A 17,104-nucleotide genomic window follows, 5' to 3' on the forward strand; every position below is an offset into this window, starting at 1 on the left:
ATTCATTCCTTTAAAAGACAGAAAGGCTTTGCCGTAGGTATCCGACGAACGTGGGGTGGAAGACTGCACCCTTGCGCTCGCTCCTTGTCACAGTCAGGTCAACCTCCCAATCCTGAGCCGGGTCAAACCCGAGATTGTCCGGTAGTCGGCATGGCTCAGATTTGATAAGGCAGGACCCCTCACGATGACAGTAGCTATCAGGACTTATGGTAATTTCGCGGCCATTGACGTCATGCTGGCACCGCTTTTTGCGCTTTGCGCTTGGGTAACGTTGAATCCGTATTTTCTCTGGCATTCGCTGCGTCATATGGCCATCGCTGGCATGGTTTCCGGTTGCCTGGCCATTGTTGCCCTGCTGCTCGGCGACCGACCGCGGCGGGGTGAGGTTCCCGGTTTTATCCTGATCTGTTTGTTCGTGCTTTATATAAGCATGTTGCCAAAGATTGATGGCAGCACAACGCGCTGGTATTTCGTACTACCAACCCTGTTTGCCCTCGCAGTATTCTCCGACCAGCGTCGCGGCAAGATACTGCAATGGTTTGGCTGGTTCTTCGCGCTCAGCCTGATCCCGGGCATCTTGGTGTCGCTGTGCAAGATTGTCGGCTTGCCACTGCAAATGGACCACCTGCCTCTCCTCAACCCTGCAATGGCAGAGGCCGGGGGGTTCTACTTGCATGCGCCGGGGGCACTGTTGTTGTCTGGCAACCACTTGTCGCTGCCTTGGGGGGGCGAACTCTACCGGCTGTGCGCAGTGTATGACGAACCCGGCATGGTCGGCACGTTGTCAGCATTCTTGCTGGCGGGCAACCGCTTCCGACTCAAGCCTTTCCCCTTTTTCGTCATCTTCATTGGTGGTGTGCTGTCGTTTTCCCTTGCCTTCATCGTCATGGCTTCCCTCGGTTTCCTGTTCCGCCTGGTACAAGCCCGCTCGCCACTACCCCTGCTGCCGCTCGCCATCCTCGGGCTTTTCGGCTTGCTGGTACTGGGCATCCTCAAGCCCAGGGGGCCAGACCCGCAACCAGCTCTGCCTGTGGCAACGCAGGCACGGTTAATGGAACCGGACCCTTCCCTGCAGGAAGAACGGGTTGACCCCTTGGGTAAACCAGCCTCGTCATCGGCGGCCAGCACTGGCACCGCAGTGCCTATCGCACCGCTTGCAGTGCAACAGCCAGAACCTGACCAACAATTGCGCCAGACCCAGTACATCAATAACCGCTCGTTACCGGAGATGGACAAGCTCTTCGCTCGCTACCTGGGTGCAGACACCCGCACCCTGCTGTTCGGCATGGGTGCCGATTCCAGTGTGGTCCATGGCGGCGTATCACAGGTAGTGACTCGCATACTCACAGACTTCGGCCTGATCGGTGCCCTGCTGTTCGCGCTGGCCATGATCAGCCTGAGCCTGGCCATAACCCATAGCGCCAAGCGCCGCTTGTGGGTATTGCTGTTCTTCGCGCTGTTTGCACTGAGCATCTACCAGCGCCCGATAGTATGGATGCCTTATGCATTCACAATGTTCATCTGCAGCTCAACCCTGGCTGGGCGCCGCAAGTCGACCAGCGAAGCGCAACCGGCAAGCTGAGCCTCATTTTGCAGCGCTCAGAACGACGCTTGCGTCGTCAGCCAACGCTGGCGACGTGGCCACTTCCGGGTGCGGACCTCTGGCGATAGCCAGCGCAAACAGCGATGCCAGCAATGTGTCATAAGCCGGGGTCAGTAAAACCACCTCGAAAAGGCTCCACAGCAGCGTAACGGCCGCCCCTATGAACACCGAGCGCCAGAATGTCGAGCTGCTTGCCAATTGCGAAAACAGCCGCATGACGCAGTAAAGGTAAAACAAGTACACTGCAGTACCGCCTACCCCCAGCAACAGAAGCATGTTCAACACCGAATTATGCGGATCCCATGCCAAACCGTTGAAAATATAAAAGTATTCAGAGCGTGGTGTGCCGATCAGTGGATGATCGACAATGTGATATACCGCTGCATGCCATAGGCCCACGCGAATGGACAGAGACTCCGGCAGCCCGCCTTTCATGAAAAAAGCAGTAAGGAACACCATCAGGCTGCAGATAATGAACGCGAAGGCAAAAAAGCGCGGATAACGGGAAAGCAGGGTTGTTCTGGTGTCGAGCAACCAGATGGCCACCGCGATGACCAACATCGCGTACCCGGTACGCGAAAATGTGAACATGAACGCCCCAACCAGTGCAATGGCACAGAGGTACTGCCTGGCATACAAGGCCACCAGAATGCCAAGCAGCAGGAATACGGCCAGATAATTGGAGCTGCCCAGAGGCGTCGCAACCAGGTTTTTCAAGGTGTAGAAATCGAGTTGCTCACGGTAACCGAGCCCGATATGTGACAGCATGATGAACGCAATCAATACACAGCCGAAGAGCATGCAGTTCTGCACTAGTAACTCGCCGACGCTACACCTGCTTACCACCATGATGGCTACCGCAGAGTAAAAAAAACAAAAGTAGACGGAGATATCATTCTTGATAGGCGGATACCCGCCGAAAAATTGGAATACCACCGGTAGGCAAGCCAGCGCAGGCAATACCGCCTGCCACCTGAGCGACCTGATCGGCCTGATCTTCAGGCGCAACGCCAGGAGCGGCAGGATATACATCGCAAGCGGTAGTGTGACCCTTGCATAGACATTTCCATAAAATATCGCCAGGAAAAATAACGCCAGCAGCACGTGCTCCTGGGTAGCTCTTTTATACCAACGCTCAAGCACCGACATTTCAAACCTGACCGCCATGAACCATTAATTGGACAGCTGCGCCCCTTTATCCGGCGTTGCCGAAGATCACACTGCGGCGATGGCCGTCAGCGGAGCCGTCGGGCGCGCCTACTCCACCATCGACCCCGTACGCAACAGCCGGGCAAAACGCTGCAACATCACCTGCACCATGGCTGACCAGGTGTAATGTTCGGTAATGTAAGCCTTGAGTCGCCCGCCTTTTGCCCTGAGCTCGGCAGGGTCAGCCAACATACGCTCAAGACCCGAAGCGATGCCCGCTGCACTGGCTGGAACCACCAGCCCTCCTTGCACCTGCTCGACCTGATTGAAACCACAGGTGTCGGTGAGCAAAACCGGTAACCCGACAATCCCGGCTTCCAGTGCGACCAGCGACATGGCCTCCGAACGCGAAGGGATGACCAGCATCATTGCCTGACGGTACACCTGGGTACGCTGTGCTTCATCAAGAAAGCCGATGAAGTGAATGCGTCCAGCCAGCCCCGAGGCATCCACTTGAGCCTGCAGGTCCTGCTGCATGCCAAAGTCCGGCCCAGCCATCACCAAGGGGTATCGTTGCGCCGCAGGCGTGTCGAGATAGGCCTGGATCAGGAAGTCAGGCCCTTTGACTGGTGCCAGCCGCCCCATGAACAGGATAAAGGGCTCGCTCGGCAGTTGTACAACCTCTGTCCGTCGCGCCGGACCTGGGTCAGCCACGGCGTTGCCGATAACCGGAATGGAAGCTGCCGGCACGCCTGCCACCTGCGCAATCAGCCCTTGTTCCAGGTCGGTAATGGCGATAAAACCTGCGGCCCCCTTGATCAACCAGCGGCCCAGCAGCAGGTGAAACACCTTCATGATCGGACGCGGCGAACCCACTGACGCGAATTCGCCTGCCGGACACAGGATATAAGGGCGCCGACCCAGCAACGCCAGCAGGCCCATGGCGATACTCAACAAGTTCCAGTAGCCCATGATGTGCAGTACATCCGCCCTGCGTACAGCGCGCCAAGCTCGCCAAGGGTTGAGCAACGGGATCGGGAAGCGCGAACCGATTCTCCCCGTGATGTAGCTTTTTACCCCCTGCTCATCAAACTCCCGTTGCCATGAATTGCCGGTCATGGCTACGGCTTCGCAGGTGCTACCGGCTTTGGCCAGGTGCAGCGCCAGGTGCCGGGTGCGCTCGGCTGTACCACCGCCAAGCTTGGCATCCAGCGAAATATTCACCAACAACACCCTCATGCCGATGCCCTCAGCAGGGCAATGTAGCGCTGCAATTGTTGCTTGAAGTCTGCCGTGGGCGGCTGCTGCCACTCGGCAAGCCGCTGCTCGCTGAAGCGACGCATTGGGTTGGCATTGCTGATACGGCGCATACGCAACAGCAACCCGAGCAATGCCGGCGGCAGATGCGGCAAGTAGCTGATCGAGGGCCGGCCAAACGCCTGCATCAAGGCATCCTGCAGGTGACCAAAGTTGTTTTCCGGCGCCGCATCATCCGTTACTAGCACCACTTCCCCTTGGCTTACCTGTGGCACGTAGGCTACGAATGCCAAGGTTTGTGCGACCTTTTCCACACTGACCAGATGCATGCGGCGCGGGCCATAAAGGATCCGCCGCAACGCCAGCTTCCAGACGGGCGCGACGGACACCTCACGAACAAACGACACGATGTTCAGCCCACCATCACCAAACACCGCGCCTAGACGCAACACCAGCACTTCGAAGCTCTCAGCCGGCACCATGCGCGCCAACGCTTCAGCAGCGGCGTGCTCACGTTCATAAGGCGTCCTGGGTTCAAGCTGCGTGTCGGCGTCGACCACGGCGTCCGGAGCAGCACCGAATACATCGATACTCGATACGTGCACATAGCGCTTGATGCGTGCTTCGTTGCAAGCGGCGAGCACATTGGCGATAGCCGGCTCGAACCAGCCACTGCCATCGGGCCGCAACAGGTTGATCACTGTGCAGCCGGGCACCAGTATGGCTGCGAGGCTCGTGGATTCATTCACGTCAAAGCGGGCCACTTGCACCGTGGCATTGGCCAACCATTCGGGTTCGGTACGGTGGACCGCATAGATGACTTCCGTGTCTTTCAACGCGTCGCATACAGCCAGGAAATGTCGGCCAACAAAGCCGCTTCCCCCAATTACCACCAGCGTGTTCATAGGCCGTTCGCTTCTCCATCAGCCAAGGCGGGGTACAGTGTGGGCCTGATACCTGTCAGCAGACCAGAAGGGCCACTTCGCCGCCCAGTGTCGGCAAGCCCGGCAGAGAGCTCGCCATCGACAATTTCTGCTCATTACTTGTGGCACCGGCTTGCCGGGCAATGGGCTGCAGAGCAGCACCGATCAGCGCGGGGTGACGGGATCAGCCTCGGGTCGCTTACTTGGACCACACCGTACGATTGATGTAATCGGTGTAGCTGTACACGATCCGTACCACCTGCTTGGAAACCGGCCCGCCCAGGTAATCCTGCACCACCGGGATCACCCGCTGGTTGCGGTCATGTTGGCTGATCACCACGCGCACCGCGTCCAGCACACGGCCCGGTGTCAGGCCGCACATGATCAGGGTGCCTTCATCCATCCCCTCCGGTCGCTCATGGGCGTTGCGGATGGTGACCGCCGGCAGGTTCAGCAAAGAAGCCTCTTCGGTGATGGTACCGCTGTCGGAAAGCACGCAGAGCGCCCCCATCTGCAGCCGGATGTAATCCAGCAAGCCGTAGGGTTTGACAAAGCGGATCAGTGGGTGGTCCAGGCTTTCGCCCAGGTCCTCGAGGCGCTTGCGGGTACGTGGGTGGGTGGAAACGATGATCGGATGGCCATAGCTGTCGGCCAGGGCGCGCAGCGAGGCCAGCAGGTCACGCAGGTTCTGCGGGGTATCGACGTTCTCTTCGCGATGCGTGCTGACGATGAAGTACTTGCCCTCTTCCAGCCCCTCGCGTTCGAGCACCGTGGAAGCGTCGATCCGAGGCCGATAGTAGTCCAGCACTTCCTGCATGTGCGAACCAGTCTTGATGATGGTTTCCGGACGAATGCCTTCATCCAGCAAATAGCGCCGGGCATGCTCGGTCAGCACCATATTGATGTCGCTGAGGTGATCGAGCACCTTGCGGTTCAACTCTTCCGGCACGCGTTGATCGAAGCAGCGGTTACCTGCCTCCATATGGAACACAGGGATCTTTCGGCGCTTGGCAGCGATCACCGCCAGGCAGGTGTTGGTGTCGCCGTACAGCAGCAAAGCGTCGGGTTTTTCCAGCTCGAAGATTTCATCGGACTTGGCGATGACTTCGGCGATGGTCCCGGCAGCCGTGGCTCCCACTGCCCCCAGAAAATGGTCCGGTTTGCGAATACCCAGGTCATCAAAGAATACCTGGTTGAGCTCGTAATCGTAGTTCTGGCCGGAATGCACCAGCACATGGTTGGCCTGCTCGTCGAGCTCGGCGATGACGCGGCTCATCTTGATCAGTTCAGGCCGGGTACCGACCAAGGTCATGACCTTAAGCATTGAGTTGTTCCTGGATATAGTCGAGTTTCAGCAACAGAGCCTTGATGCCATCGATGTCGAGCCGCTCGGTGTTGTGTGAGGTGTAGTCGTCCAGCTCGGAGATATGCTGCTCACCTTCGACAAAGTACTTCTTGTAATTCAGGTCACGGTTATCGGCCGGAATACGGTAGTAACGGCCCATGTCGTCGGCCTTGGCCATTTCCTCACGAGATATGAGCGACTCGTAGAGTTTCTCACCATGCCGGGTACCGATTACCTTGATCGGGTTTTCCCGCTTGAACAGCTGGCGCAGCGCTTCGGCCAGCTCCTGCACAGTGGACGCTGGCGCTTTCTGCACGAAGATATCACCTTGCTGGGCGTTCTCGAAAGCGTGCAGCACCAGATCCACCGAGTCCTCGAGCGACATCAGGAAGCGAGTCATGTTCGGGTCGGTCACGGTCAGTTCATTGCCGGCCTTGAGCTGATCGACAAACAGCGGAATAACCGACCCTCGTGAGGCCATTACATTGCCGTAACGGGTGGCGCAAATCACCGGGCCGTTCTGCGGAATCATCCGCGATTTGGCAACCATCAGTTTTTCTGCCATGGCTTTGGAAATGCCCATCGCGTTGATTGGGTATACCGCCTTGTCGGTACTCAACACCACCACGCGCTTCACCCCGTTGGCGATGGCCGCGTTCAACACGTTTTCGGTACCGATGACATTGGTCTTCACGGCTTCCATCGGGTAGAACTCACAGGACGGCACCTGCTTCAACGCAGCAGCATGGAAGATGTAGTCGACCCCGACCATGGCCTCTGACACGCTTTGATAGTCACGTACATCGCCGATATAAAACTTCACCTTGTCGTTGGACAAGGCAATACGCATATCTTCCTGCTTTTTCTCGTCGCGGCTGAAAACACGTATTTCCTTGACGTTGGTGTTGAGAAAACGCTTGAGGACAGTATTACCGAAAGAGCCGGTACCACCAGTAATCATCAGGATCTTGTTATCGAACACGGGTACGCTCCTTGTTGTTCGTTATTGACGCTGTGCGTGCATGAATTGTATGAGCGCCGGCCAGGAAGGTGGCTGGTAGCCCGCATCCGCGCGGAAGCGAGTAGAGTCCAGCGAACGATCGATTACCAGTTTGTCATCCGGTACGATCTGGATATCCTTGCCATAAACCTTCGCCACTTGCTTGAGCAGCTCATACTTGTCGATCGGCTCTGCAGAAACGTGGTAAAGACCCTTCAGCGAAGGATTGGGAAGAACGTAGTCCAGCATCACCCGAGCCAGTTCGGCAGTCGGCAGGCCTGAAAAAATTGCCTTGGTAAAGCCTTTGACGCAGCCTTGCTGAGAGAGGAACCAGTCGACCAGCGATGCATTGCTCTGCAACTCATGGCCAATAATTGATGTGCGCAGGGTTATGGCGTGGTCCAGGTCATGCAATTCGCCAATGTATTTGGATTTGCCATACAAGTCGGTGCAGTCCGACTCATCCTGTTCCCGATACATGCCCTTGGTACCCGAAAACACACAGTCAGTACTGACGTGGATCAGGCGCGCACCAGCTACCCGGCACAGCGTTGCCAGACGATGCGGAAGCATGGCGTTGATCGGCAGCGCGGTGAGCGGGTCCTTGGCATCAGCAAGTTGCTTGATCAAGCCCACGCAGTTGACCACCACATCCGGCCGGGCCTTGGCGAAGGCCGCCATCAGCGCATCGGCATCGAGCACATCTACACCACAGAGCAGATGCTCGGCCTGATCTGGCGTGAAAAACCTGCACCCGGACGATGAACGCAACGTGCCCATCACCCGGTGTTGCGAATTGGCCGAGAAATACCGGAAGACGGCGTTGCCCAGCATACCCGAGACACCCAGTACCAAAATGTTCATTGCGTCGCCTTGTCCTGTTCAATCCGTTGTTCAAACATACGCACCAGCGCCTTGCATTGGGCCTTGAGTTCGAAATGTTTCAAGAAGTAGTCCCTGGCCCTGGCGCCCATCTGCTCTCGCTGAGCTTGCGGCATGGCCAGCATCGACTTGATGCACGCCGCGAGCCCGGTCGGATCATCGGCAGGGCAGGTAATACCGGCACCGGCTTCGTTGATGACGCGGGCACCTTCGCCATCCAGGCTGCCAATTATCGGTCTGCCCGCTGCCAGGTAGGCCTGCACCTTGCTTGGGATGGTAAAGCTGAAAATCTCGTCTCGCTTGAGTGTAACCAGTAATACGGCACTAAGTTCGAACAGTTCGGCCATCGCCGAGCGTGGATAAGCACCGGCAATGATCAAGTTGTCCAGGCCCCACTTACGCTTCTCCTCTGCCAGCCATTCAGCCTTGCTGCCGGTACCGACCATCACGATACGGGACTGTGAATGTTCGGCTTGCAGCAATCGCGCCGCCCCGACAACAGTGGCCAGCCCTTGCGCGCTGCCCAGGTTGCCGGCGAACACGACGCAGAAGTGATCACGCAACAAAGTGGTCAATGACTCAGGCAACCTGCCGATCTCGCCGGAATCATCCTGCTGCAGATAAGAGTTGGGGTAGTAGCTTATTTTGTCTGCCCGCGCGTAGCGCTTGACCGGGTCAATGAATGCTCGTGACTGCACCAGCAGCACATCCACGGCCCAGTACAGACCGCGTACCAGCAAGCCCACGATCGTTAACAGGTACTTGTTACGTACGAAACCGGTGGCAGCCAGGCTCTCCGGCCACAGGTCCTGCACCCAGAGGAAGACGGGGGCAGGATGGGCACGCTTCATGGCCAATGCCGGAATTACAGAAATGATGGGCGACGGTGCGAATACGAAGTACACATCGAATTTTCCGCGTCTGGCATGACGAGTGAAATGCCTGACGCCATTGGCGACAAATGAAAAATAATTAAGAATTAGATTTTTTGCTCCGCCTTTTTTACGCGGACGCAAAGGCGCCCGATGAACAACCACGTTCTCGGCAAAACGATCTTCAACTGCACCGTGAGCGGTATATCCGGGAAAAACCTCACCCGCAGGGTAGTTAGGCTTACCGGTAAAAACTTCAACATGCACACCCATCGCGCTCAGTTCCTGAACAATATCATTGATAATGAAGTTCTCAGGAAAAAAATACTGGCTGACCACAGCAATTTTCAAAGGTACTTGCGTCACACTGACTTATCCTTCTGCGTGTGGCGATTTCGGTGCTGCATGAAATGCCTGAACCCTCGCGGCGGCCCCGCTTGATGGCGAGACTGAATCTGGGCGGCTGTTTTGCCGCCATTCCAGGAAACACGGAAAACCAGGAGACAAGCCTCCCACCACCATCCCCGGGATCAATTCCGATGTTGGCGCATGTTATTGCAGTTATCGGGTGACCGCCATCCTTTGGCCATCATAAAAGTATGTAGCTTGCTATGTTTTGTCGTATCCGCTGTGACGCGGTCATCAAACTACTATCCTGCGCGACTCGCATCAAGCCCCGGCCAGGCATCCCTGGTAAGTCAGTGCCTTCATCGGGCAAGTTCCTCGACCGCTCGAAAAAAAGTTGCCACCCATCGGATGGATCGGCATGCGCTGGCTGCTGCGCCTGTTACGCGCATTACAGCATCTGCACTATGGCACGCTGACCGTGACCTTACGGCCCTGCTGACTGAACGCCGTCTCGATAGCCCTGCGCAACGCAACCTTGGCACCGGCGTCGCCGTGGACCAGCACCACAAGCCCGGCGGGTTCTTTACCTCGCGAAGCAAAAGCGAGCAATCCTGCCTGATCGGCGTGCCCTGAATAACCACCCAATGTAAGTACTTTGGCGCGAATCTCATACATCTGCCCATCCAGGTCAATCTGCACAAACCCTTCCGCCCCTTCACTGGCCTGTATCACCGCACCTGGCGTGCCCTTGGCCTGGTAGCCGACGAACATCACCTCATGCCGTGGATCCCCCAGCATGGCCTTGAGGTAATTGACGATGCGCCCACCCGAGCACATGCCATTGCCGGCAATCACGATCGCCGGCCGCCCTGTGCTCTTCAGGTAATTGACCACCTGGTGGTGTCGGGCGTGGGTGTCCACACTGATAAGCTGGCTGAAACCCAACGGGTCGCGCCCTTCGGCAAAGCGCGCCCGGGCTTCGTCATTCCAATAGTCATGCAGTTCCCGATATACGCCGGTAATGCGCTGGGCCAGTGGTGAGTCGAGGATGATGGGGAACTGCGACCAGTCAAGCGGGTTGTCATCGGGGGCCGGGCCGCCCTTGCTCAGCAAGGCCTTGCGGTGAAGAATGCCCTCGAGCTCGTACAGCAGCTCCTGCGTGCGGCCGAGGCTGAAGGCCGGAATGAGCAGCGTGCCCTGGTCTGCAAGGGCGCGGTCGATGGCAGCTTCCAGCCGCTGCTCGCGATCGCCCGCAGGCGGGTGCAGGCGGTCACCGTAGGTGCTTTCCAGCACAAGCACATCGGCCCGTTCCGGGGGTTGCACGGGACGCAGCAAGGGGTTGCCGCAAGCCCCCAAGTCACCGGAGAACACGTAGCGGGTGCTGATTTGTTCATACTGCATGTCGCATTCGACATAGGCCGAACCGAGCAGATGGCCAGCGCGCTGCAGGCGGATGCGGCAGGTGACGTCGGGGCACTCGACCAGGGTATGCCACCGCTGGAAAGGCAGGGGCACAATCAGGTCGTGGATGAATTCCAGATACCTCGCTACATGGGCGGGCTCGCTGCTGATGCCCAGCTTGTAGGCATCCTCCAGCACCAGTGGCAGCAGCCGGGCGGACGGCTCGCTGCACAGGATCGGGCCACGGTAGCCCGCAGCCAGCAATGCCGGAATGCGCCCTACGTGGTCGAGATGCACATGAGTTATGACCAGGGCCTGGATACCCTGCACGTCGAAGCCCAGCGGCGCCGATGCTGCGCCTGGCGCGGCATCGGCGCCCTGCTCCAGCCCGCAATCGATCAGCAGGCTGCTGGACGGGGCGAGGTGTAGTTGATGGCAGGAGCCGGTGACGCCGCGAACACCACCGTGATGTGAAAGGAACGGATACTCCATGCTGCGCACACTCGCCTGAGCCGAAAAATGTAGTCCGCTATTACTCCATGATGATTGGCGCTGGCATAGGTGATACTTTCCTAAACTAATGTAGGAAATGCCTTTAGTTACCGTTCAATGCCGCCTGGCGTGCAGAAGCCTTGATCTTGCGCTTGCTGCGCTGCACGCTGTAGGCCCCCAGCAGCGGGCCGACTGCAAGGCCGATGACCAGAGCGGCCAGGACCAACACGGCGACCGGCATGGCCGGGGCTGCCCAACCGAACAGGACCAACGAGACGGTTTGCTGGTTCTCCAGCACGAAGAACAGCACCACAGCCGCCAACAGCAGCACGAACACCGCCGCCAGGGCGCGCTTGAGGTTACGCATCAGATTGCTCCTTGTGGAATCAGGTGTGGGCCTCATGCTCTTCTTCATTGACCCGGTCGCGCAATTCTTTGCCGGGCTTGAAGTGCGGCACGAACTTGCCTTCGAGGCTGACCGATTGGCCGGTCTTTGGGTTACGACCGACACGCGGTGCACGATAGTGCAGGGAGAAGCTGCCAAAACCGCGGATTTCGATACGATCACCGGTGGCAAGGCATTGTGACATCTGTTCAAGCATGGTCTTGATGGCCAACTCCACGTCCTTGGACGAGAGCAGCCCCTGATGGGTGACAATACGTTCGATCAGCTCCGACTTCGTCATATTTTTCCCTTCGTTATCAAGCAGCTAGATCATTGCTTAACCAGTTTGTAGCACGCCGGGAAGGATTTGAACAGGGTGGTTCTTGACTTAATAAAAAAATTCAAGATTGAAGTTTTGTCGGAATGGTCTAGCTGGCGGGGCTTGGCGGGGTGGGGTTTTGGCTGGTTAGCGCTCGGCGCACGAGAGGTGGCGCTTGGGAGATCGCCTGCTGCGCGGGCGGCGCTCGGCCTCACAGGCGTACCCCCCCTTACGAGGAACACCTCCTGCCCCTCCAAACTACCCAGTAGAAGCGCAAAAAAAGGGTGGCCCGAAGGCCACCCTTTTTTACCGATCAAACAGAACTCAGTTCTGCTTGGCCATTGCTTCGCGCAGCAGCGCAGCCATGGTGGTGTCGGCAGCCGCTTCCGGAGCGTTTTTCAGGCTCTGGATGGCTTCGCGCTCTTCAGCATCGTCCTTCGACTTGATGGACAGGCTGATAACGCGGGACTTGCGGTCAACGCTGATGATCTTGGCTTCGATCTCTTCGCCTTCCTTCAGGACGTTACGCGCGTCTTCAACGCGGTCACGGCTGATTTCGGAAGCTTTCAGAGTAGCTTCGATGTCGTCGGCCAGAGTGACGATGGCGCCTTTGGCGTCAACTTCTTTCACGATGCCCTTGACGATAGCGCCCTTGTCATTGACAGCAACGAAGTTGGAGAACGGATCGTCTTCCAGCTGCTTGATGCCCAGGGAGATGCGCTCGCGCTCTGGGTCGACCGACAGGATGACGGTTTCCAGCTCGTCGCCCTTCTTGAAACGACGTACGGCTTCTTCGCCGGTTTCGTTCCAGGAAATGTCGGACAGGTGAACCAGGCCGTCGATGCCGCCGTCCAGGCCGATGAAGATACCGAAGTCGGTGATCGACTTGATGGTACCGGTGATCTTGTCACCCTTGTTGAACTGGCCGGAGAAGTCTTCCCATGGGTTGGACTTGCACTGCTTGATGCCCAGGGAGATACGACGACGCTCTTCGTCGATGTCCAGAACCATGACTTCCACTTCGTCGCCAACCTGAACGACTTTCGACGGGTGGATGTTCTTGTTGGTCCAGTCCATTTCGGAAACGTGTACCAGACCTTCAACGCCTTCTTCCAGCTCAGCGAAGCAGCCGTAGTCGGTCAGGTTGGTAACGCGAGCCTGTACGCGAGTACCTTCTGGGTAACGGGCAGTGATAGCTACCCACGGATCTTCGCCCATCTGCTTCAGACCCAGCGAAACGCGGTTGCGCTCACGGTCGAACTTCAGAACGCGTACGTCGACTTCGTCGCCAACGTTAACGATTTCCGACGGGTGCTTGATGCGCTTCCAGGCCATGTCGGTGATGTGCAGCAGGCCGTCGATACCACCCAGGTCCACGAAGGCGCCGTAGTCGGTGAGGTTCTTGACGATACCCTTGACTTGCTGGCCTTCCTGCAGGGTTTCCAGCAGGGCTTCGCGCTCGGCGCTGTTCTCGGCTTCCAGCACGCTGCGACGGGAAACGACAACGTTGTTGCGCTTCTGGTCCAGCTTGATGACCTTGAATTCCAGCTCTTTGCCTTCCAGGTGGGTGGTGTCGCGCACAGGGCGGACATCAACCAGAGAGCCCGGCAGGAACGCACGGATGCCGTTAACGTCGACAGTGAAGCCGCCCTTAACCTTACCGTTGATAACGCCCTTGACCACTTCTTCGGCGGCGAAAGCTGCTTCCAGAACAATCCAGCACTCGGCGCGCTTGGCTTTTTCACGGGACAGCTTGGTTTCGCCAAAGCCGTCTTCGACCGCGTCCAGCGCAACGTGAACTTCGTCACCGACCTTGATGGTCAGCTCGCCAGCTTCGTTGTAGAACTGCTCGAGCGGGATGACGCCCTCGGACTTCAGGCCAGCGTGTACGGTAACCCAGTCGCCGTCGATGTCGACAACGATACCGGTGATGATCGCACCCGGCTGAAGATTGAGGGTTTTCAGGCTTTCTTCAAAGAGTTCTGCAAAGCTTTCGCTCATTTTAATTCCTGTAGATTCGGGCGAAACAAACGCCCCTCGCCACATTCCAGACAATGTGGGTCTGTTTTAAGTAAAGGAAAGCGGGCAGGACGTTGACTGGTGCCCCTGCCTGCTTTCCTGGCTATCAGAGCAGGTCGCGCAGGGCGAGCTCACTCTTGATACGTTGCAACACCTGCTCGATGGACAACTCGGTAGAGTCCAACTGAATGGCATCGGCCGCTGGTTTCAGCGGGGCCACTGCACGTTGGGTGTCACGTTCATCACGTGCACGAATCTCATCCAGCAGACTCGACAGACTAACATCTTCACCTTTGCCCTTCAACTGCAGATAACGGCGGCGTGCGCGCTCCTCTGCACTGGCGGTGAGGAACACCTTCAACGGCGCGTCCGGGAACACCACGGTGCCCATGTCCCGACCGTCGGCGATCAGCCCGGGCAGTTCGCGGAACGCACGCTGGCGCTCCAGCAGCGCTTCACGCACCGCAGGCAGCGAGGCAACCATCGAGGCACCGGCACCGACGGTTTCGGTACGGATGACCTGGCTGACATCCTCGCCTTCGAGGATGGTTTGCTGAAGCTTACCGGGCTGGGCGGCAATGAACTGCACATCCAGATGGGCGGCAAGCTTGGTCAGCAGCTCTTCGTTGGTCAGGTCGACGCCGTGGTTGCTGGCGTTGAACGCCAGCAAGCGGTACAAAGCGCCGGAGTCCAGCAGCTTCCAGCCCAGCTCGCGGGCCAGCAGGCCGGCAACGGTGCCCTTGCCGGAGCCGCTGGGCCCGTCGATGGTGATGACCGGCGCCAGGGTACTCACGACTTGCCCTCTTCCGCCACGCGGATGCCCACCTCGGCGCACAGTGCCAGGAAGTTGGGGAAGGAAGTGGCGACGTTGGCGCAGTCGTGGATGCGGATCGGCGCGCTGGCGCGCAGCGAAGCCACGCTGAAGGCCATGGCGATGCGGTGGTCACCGTGGCCATGCACCTCGCCACCGCCCAGCTGGCCGCCGTCGATGATGATGCCGTCCGGGGTCGGCTGGCACTTGATGCCCAGGGTGGTCAGGCCGTCGGCCATGACCTGGATACGGTCGGATTCCTTCACCCGCAGCTCTTCGGCTCCACGCAGCACGGTACGCCCTTCGGCGCAGGCCGCGGCGACGAACAGCACCGGGAACTCGTCGATAGCCAGCGGCACCAGCTCTTCGGGGATGTCGATGCCCTTCAGGCGGGCGCCACGCACCCGCAGGTCGGCCACTGGCTCACCACCGACTTCACGCCGGTTTTCCAGGGTGATGTCGCCGCCCATCAGGCGCAGGATGTCGATCACGCCGGTACGGGTCGGGTTGATGCCGACGTGCTCCAGTACCAGCTCGGAGCCTTCGGCGATGGACGCAGCCACCAGGAAGAAGGCTGCCGAGGAAATGTCGGCCGGCACTTCGATACGGGTAGCGGTGAGTTTGCCGCCGGACTGCAGCGAGGCCACCGGGCCGTTGCTTTCGACGCTGTAACCGAAGCCGCGCAGCATCCGCTCGGTGTGGTCACGGGTAGGCGCGGGCTCGGTGACGGTGGTCTTGCCTTCGGCATACAGCCCGGCCAGCAGCAGGCAGGATTTGACCTGGGCACTGGCCATCGGCAGCGTGTAGGTCAGCGCCTTGAGCTTGTGACCACCGCGGATGGTCAGCGGCGGGCGGCCGTCAGGGCCGGTCTCGACCACGGCTCCCATTTCGCGCAGCGGGTTGGCCACACGGTTCATCGGGCGCTTGGACAGCGAAGCGTCGCCGGTCATGGTCACATCGAACGGCTGGCCGGCCAGCAGGCCCGACAGCAGGCGCATCGAGGTCCCCGAGTTGCCCACGTACAGCGGCCCGGGTGGCGGCTTGAGGCCATGCAGGCCAACGCCGTGAATGGTCACGCGGCCGTGGTTGGGGCCTTCGATGACCACACCCATGTCGCGGAAAGCCTGCAAGGTCGCCAGCGCGTCTTCACCTTCGAGGAAACCTTCGACCTCGGTGGTGCCTTCGGCCAGCGAGCCGAGCATGATCGAGCGGTGGGAAATCGACTTGTCGCCCGGTACGCGGATTCGCCCGGACAGGCGGCCACCCGGTTGGGCCAGGAAAATCAGATCGTTGGCGTTCATAGCGTCCACATAGGCCCGGCGGGCCAGGATTTTACTGAAATGCTCGCGGGCTACCCGAGCGCGGGTGAATACACCCAGCAGCTGGTGCCCGTCCCCTTCAGCGATCGCGTCGCGCAAGGCGTCGAGATCGCTGCGATATGTATCAAGCGTGCGCAGGACAGCATCGCGGTTGGCGAGGAAGATGTCGTGCCACATGGTCGGGTCACTGCCGGCGATTCTCGTGAAATCGCGGAAGCCTCCCGCAGCGTACCGGAAGATCTCGAGGTTTTCATTGCGCCTGGCCAGCGAATCGACCAGACCGAAGGCCAGCAGGTGTGGCAGATGGCTGGTGGCGGCCAGCACTTCGTCGTGGCGCTCGACCGACATGTGTTCCACGTCGGCCTCCAGCGCGCGCCACAGGCGGTCGACCAGGGCCAGGGCGGCCGGGTCGGTTTCCGCCAGCGGCGTGAGGATGACCTTGTGCCGATGGAACAGGGCGGCGTTGGACGCTTCTACCCCGCTCTGCTCGGAACCGGCGATCGGGTGGCCGGGGACGAAGCGCGACAGGCGCTGGCCGAATACCGAGCGCGCCTCACGCACGACGTTGCCCTTGGCACTGCCGACGTCGGTGATGATGGCGTTGCCGAGGTCGAGCCGGGCCAGACGCGCCAGGACCTTTTCCATGGCCAGGATCGGTACGGCCAACTGAATGACATCGGCACCGACACAGGCGGTGGCCAGGTCTTCCTCGCAGCGGTCGACCACGCCCAGGGCCACAGCCTGCTTGCGCGAGGGGGCGTCCAGGTCGACCCCGACCACTTCGCGGCACAGGCCGCTTTCACGCAGGCCCCTGGCGAACGAGCCACCGATCAGGCCGAGGCCGACCACGACCAGGCGGTTGATGATTGGCGCGGGTTTGGTTGTTACTGCTTTTACCACTGGTGCGAACCCTGTTCAGAAATCTAGGCAGCCTGTGAGGGCCATTGGGGCTGCTGTGCAGCCCATCGCGGCACAAGGC

Annotated in this window: 14 protein-coding genes; 1 reads left to right on the forward strand and 13 read right to left on the reverse strand. The window is 59.1% G+C overall.

Going from position 1 to position 17,104, the window contains the following annotated elements:
• Positions 1-184: 184 nt before the first annotated feature.
• Complete coding sequence (locus tag ACVWZT_RS02040) at positions 185-1,582, forward strand: hypothetical protein (protein ID WP_457467932.1); 1,398 nt, start codon at positions 185-187, stop codon at positions 1,580-1,582.
• A gap of 3 nt (positions 1,583-1,585) precedes the next feature.
• Here the strand turns inward: ACVWZT_RS02040 and ACVWZT_RS02045 are convergent, their stop codons facing one another.
• The 13 genes from ACVWZT_RS02045 to ACVWZT_RS02105 all read right to left on the reverse strand — a co-directional run bounded on the left by ACVWZT_RS02045 (position 1,586) and on the right by ACVWZT_RS02105 (position 16,992).
• Complete coding sequence (locus tag ACVWZT_RS02045) at positions 1,586-2,752, reverse strand: O-antigen ligase family protein (protein ID WP_457467934.1); 1,167 nt, start codon at positions 2,750-2,752, stop codon at positions 1,586-1,588.
• Between the two features lie 108 nt (positions 2,753-2,860).
• Entirely contained in the window at positions 2,861-3,976 is a 1,116-nt protein-coding gene (locus ACVWZT_RS02050; RefSeq protein ID WP_457467936.1) for a glycosyltransferase family 4 protein, read from the reverse strand.
• Between the two features lie 11 nt (positions 3,977-3,987).
• Positions 3,988-4,914, reverse strand: coding sequence for an NAD-dependent epimerase/dehydratase family protein (locus tag ACVWZT_RS02055; RefSeq protein WP_457467938.1), 927 nt, complete (start codon positions 4,912-4,914; stop codon positions 3,988-3,990).
• Between the two features lie 217 nt (positions 4,915-5,131).
• Positions 5,132-6,256 carry a non-hydrolyzing UDP-N-acetylglucosamine 2-epimerase gene (gene wecB, locus ACVWZT_RS02060; RefSeq protein ID WP_457467940.1) on the reverse strand — a complete coding sequence of 375 codons (1,125 nt, stop codon included), beginning with the start codon at positions 6,254-6,256 and terminating at the stop codon, positions 5,132-5,134.
• Positions 6,249-7,259 (reverse strand): polysaccharide biosynthesis protein, encoded by a 1,011-nt coding sequence (locus ACVWZT_RS02065; protein ID WP_296235437.1) that lies wholly within the window; start codon positions 7,257-7,259, stop codon positions 6,249-6,251. Before ACVWZT_RS02065 ends, wecB begins: the two co-directional genes overlap by 8 nt.
• A gap of 21 nt (positions 7,260-7,280) precedes the next feature.
• Positions 7,281-8,141 carry a dTDP-4-dehydrorhamnose reductase family protein gene (locus ACVWZT_RS02070; RefSeq protein ID WP_440805648.1) on the reverse strand — a complete coding sequence of 287 codons (861 nt, stop codon included), beginning with the start codon at positions 8,139-8,141 and terminating at the stop codon, positions 7,281-7,283.
• The gene (locus tag ACVWZT_RS02075; RefSeq protein ID WP_296235439.1) at positions 8,138-9,397 is read right to left on the reverse strand and encodes a glycosyltransferase family 4 protein; all 1,260 of its coding nucleotides are present in this window, start codon (positions 9,395-9,397) and stop codon (positions 8,138-8,140) included. Before ACVWZT_RS02075 ends, ACVWZT_RS02070 begins: the two co-directional genes overlap by 4 nt.
• Positions 9,398-9,841: 444 nt before the next feature.
• Positions 9,842-11,272 (reverse strand): MBL fold metallo-hydrolase RNA specificity domain-containing protein, encoded by a 1,431-nt coding sequence (locus ACVWZT_RS02080; RefSeq protein WP_457467942.1) that lies wholly within the window; start codon positions 11,270-11,272, stop codon positions 9,842-9,844.
• Between the two features lie 103 nt (positions 11,273-11,375).
• The gene (locus ACVWZT_RS02085; protein ID WP_296235441.1) at positions 11,376-11,639 is read right to left on the reverse strand and encodes a lipopolysaccharide assembly protein LapA domain-containing protein; all 264 of its coding nucleotides are present in this window, start codon (positions 11,637-11,639) and stop codon (positions 11,376-11,378) included.
• Between the two features lie 19 nt (positions 11,640-11,658).
• A complete protein-coding gene (gene ihfB / locus ACVWZT_RS02090) occupies positions 11,659-11,958 on the reverse strand; it encodes an integration host factor subunit beta (protein ID WP_013971456.1) in 300 nt (99 codons plus the stop codon).
• Between the two features lie 342 nt (positions 11,959-12,300).
• Positions 12,301-13,977: a 30S ribosomal protein S1 gene (gene rpsA, locus ACVWZT_RS02095; RefSeq protein ID WP_003252673.1), complete on the reverse strand. Its 1,677-nt coding sequence runs from the start codon at positions 13,975-13,977 to the stop codon at positions 12,301-12,303.
• A gap of 124 nt (positions 13,978-14,101) precedes the next feature.
• Positions 14,102-14,788 (reverse strand): (d)CMP kinase, encoded by a 687-nt coding sequence (gene cmk / locus ACVWZT_RS02100; RefSeq protein WP_296235442.1) that lies wholly within the window; start codon positions 14,786-14,788, stop codon positions 14,102-14,104.
• A complete protein-coding gene (locus ACVWZT_RS02105) occupies positions 14,785-16,992 on the reverse strand; it encodes a bifunctional prephenate dehydrogenase/3-phosphoshikimate 1-carboxyvinyltransferase (protein WP_457472002.1) in 2,208 nt (735 codons plus the stop codon). The genes cmk and ACVWZT_RS02105 overlap by 4 nt, the downstream gene beginning before the upstream one ends.
• Between the last annotated feature and the right edge of the window lie 112 nt (positions 16,993-17,104).

It is taken from the genome of Pseudomonas sp. TE21394, from assembly GCF_054057835.1.